Below are 3127 nucleotides of genomic sequence, written 5' to 3'. Positions count from 1 at the left end.
ATGAAACATCCATTGAGGATCTTTCCAAAGAAAAGAGCCAACAAACTGGATATTGTCCTTTTCCTGATATCAGGCATTGATAATTATTGGACTCCGGAAGTGAATGGCAGGGACTCAAGGTATGAATAGGATTTCTTCTGGGCCGTCACCTTACATTTCCTGAATCACAAATTTTTAAAAACTGAATCAGTGTGCATAGAGACAAAGCCGGGGAAATACGTAATTATGGGGGGAGAAAAAATGACCAGGACACCAATCAGACTTGCGATTGATCCGGCAGCAATTACCATCATGGCCCCTGATTCATTTCAGGATAATGATGAACAACCTCTACCCCGTTTCCCAGGTCCTGAAACGGGGAACTCCTGATTTATTACAGTATCAGGCGTTCTGTCTCTTCTTTTCTCTTATGCCGTGAATTCCATACTTTATACACCTCAAACCAGAGGACACTCACAACCCCGGCCAGCACACAGACGATGAGTTCATCCAGTGATATCGGAGCAAACCTGAAGAGATTCTGAAGTGAAGGGATGATGAGAATCAGGGCGAGACCGATGAGTGTTCCGGCAAATACCCACCCCATCGCCTTGTTCGGAGTCTGGATTGTCTGAAACATGGTCTCTGACCAAGAACGATTAGTCAGGATCAGGAGCAGATTTGCAATTACAATGGTTGTAAAAGTGAGCGTTCTCACCTCTTCTTCATTAAGCCCCCTGCTTATCGCAGAGAGATATACCAGAAAGACAACTGCCAATACTACAAACCCCTGAAGGAGACTCAAGAAGAGTGTCTTCCTGGTAAAAAGTCGTTCATCTTTCTGACGAGGAGGACGATTCATGACATTTGATTCTTCTTTTTCAGACTCAAACACCACTGAACAGGCTGGATCGATTATCAATTCAAGAAAGACGATGTGAACTGGCATAAGAATGAGAGGCAGATTAAAAAGCACAGGTATGAGTGACATCCCGGCAATCGGGACATGGATAGAGAAGATATATGCCATCGCTTTCTTCAGATTATCATAGATTCTTCTCCCTAACCTGACCGCAGATACAATCGAGGTGAAGTTGTCGTCAAGCAGAACAAGTGAAGAGGCTTCCCTTGCAACATCGGTTCCCCTGCCTCCCATCGCAATACCAATGTCAGCAGACTTTAATGCAGGAGCGTCGTTTACCCCATCACCAGTCATAGCAACCACTTCATGATTGGCTTTCAGGGCGTTGACGATCCGAAGTTTTTGCTCAGGTACGGCCCGTGCAAACAGGGTGGCAGTCCTGATTTTGTCTTTCAATTCTGGTTCGGGTATCTGTTCCAGTTCTGACCCGGTGATACATTCGTCAGCATGTTGAAGACCGATCTGTTGTGCAATGCTTCGTGCAGTCAGTGGATAATCGCCGGTGATCATGATAACCCGTATCCCGGCTGAATGGCATTCTGCCACGGCCTCGGGAATTCCAGGTCGTATCGGGTCTGCGAATCCAATCAGTCCCAGGAATTTAAATTCAAAATCATGCTGCCCGTCCGGGAGTTCAGAAAGAACAAACGAAGCTTTCGCAACCCCAAGGATACGAAGTCCTTTTGCTGCAAGCGTGTTGATCTGCCCGGCAAGCATTTCCCGGTCAGGTTCAGGAAGATGACAGAGATCAGCTATAGCCTCGGGTGCTCCTTTTGACGCAATAATGAACTCATTTCCATCAGGTGATCTCCAAACGTTTGACATAGCCAGGAGCACAGGTGAAAGTGGATATTCTACAATCAGGTCCCAGCCGGTGTGTATATGTTCAGTTTTGCCAAAATCGCCATCAGACAGTTGGATGAGAGCCTTCTCCATCGGATCGAAGGGATCTTTTTTACAGGCAAGGATGGCGTACTCTGACAATTCATGGCAGATATCGGGAACTGAATTTGCTCCGATTGGATCATGGTCACAGATCACCCCTTCGGCAAAAAAGGTCTGAACCGTCATTTTATTCAGGGTGAGTGTACCGGTTTTGTCTACACAGAGCACGGTGGCAGAACCAAGGGTTTCAATTGCCGGAACGTTGCGTGTCAATACCTGTTTTTGTGATATCCTCCATGCACCAAGAGCGAGAAATATCGTAAGGACAACAGGGAATTCCTCAGGGAGGATAGCCATAGCAAGAGTGATCCCGGCAAGAAGACCGGATATCCAGTCTCCCCGTGTAAATCCATACACTACCACGATGATCAGACAGAGAAACAGCCCGACAGTTGCGATGGTCTTGACCATCCAGGAGATCTCTGTTTTAAGCCTAGTATCATCCCGGCCCACAGTCTGCAAAACGGTGCCGATTTTTCCCATCTCAGTCCGGGGGCCGGTTGATCTGACCTCCGCAAGACCCTGACCCTGGACAACCATTGTACCAGAGTAGATGAAGGGCAGATCATCACCTCCCGGATGTTGCTCAGTTTGTCCTTCAACCCAGGGGATTTTTCGGACAGGAACAGATTCTCCGGTCAGAAGTGATTCATCTACTGAAATATGGTTTGATGAGAGAAGAATACCGTCTGCAGGCACCCGGTCTCCTTCTGAAAGGATGAGAATATCACCGGTTACCACTTCCCTTCCTGCGATTCGTTTCTGTTCTCCGTCTCTGATTACCAGAGCACGTGGACTGGAAAGGTTTCGTAACGCTTCCAGGGCCTTTTCTGTTTTCTGCTCCTGGTACACCGTGATCCCGATGATGACAAAAACGAAGCTCATAAGCATGATGCCTTCGGTAACATCGCCTAGGAAGAAATAGATCAGTCCGCTTGCTACCAGGAGGATAAACATTGGTTCTTTAACTACCTCCAGGATGATCCCGGGAATGCCATGTTTTTGTGTTTCCGGGAGTTCATTGTACCCTTCGGCCCTGATCTTCTCAGCTGCCTGCTCGCTGGAAAGGCCTTTGACCGGATTAATTTCGAGCCTAGTCATGATTGATACCAATTCTTCCGGGATTTGGTTCGTTGCCGGTGTCTATCCCATCTCTGTGCGATATATTTGCTGAGTCTGGTAGATGCTACCATTTAACGGTAGGTCACATGTTACCTATGAGCTGATAAGAAGTTCGATGAAAAAAAGAACCAGCAACATAATTTTCTGTGATATTAAAAG

At 47.0% G+C, this 3127-nt stretch carries 2 protein-coding genes; one reads left to right on the top strand and one right to left on the bottom strand.

Annotated elements, in window-relative coordinates; genetic code table 11:
- The first annotated feature begins 240 nt into the window (after positions 1-240).
- Positions 241-369 carry a hypothetical protein gene (locus VN429_RS09660; RefSeq protein ID WP_325632672.1) on the top strand — a complete coding sequence of 43 codons (129 nt, stop codon included), beginning with the start codon at positions 241-243 and terminating at the stop codon, positions 367-369.
- Positions 370-373: 4 nt separating this feature from the next.
- Here VN429_RS09660 and VN429_RS09655 read toward each other — a convergent pair whose 3' ends face one another.
- Positions 374-2947 carry a cation-translocating P-type ATPase gene (locus tag VN429_RS09655; RefSeq protein ID WP_325632669.1) on the bottom strand — a complete coding sequence of 858 codons (2574 nt, stop codon included), beginning with the start codon at positions 2945-2947 and terminating at the stop codon, positions 374-376.
- Positions 2948-3127: the final 180 nt, after the last annotated feature.

The organism is Methanospirillum sp. (genome assembly GCF_035560735.1).
In the GTDB taxonomy this organism is placed as follows: domain Archaea; phylum Halobacteriota; class Methanomicrobia; order Methanomicrobiales; family Methanospirillaceae; genus Methanospirillum.
Note: the sequence above shows the minus strand (reverse complement) of the source record. Positions and strands in the feature narration are given on the sequence as shown.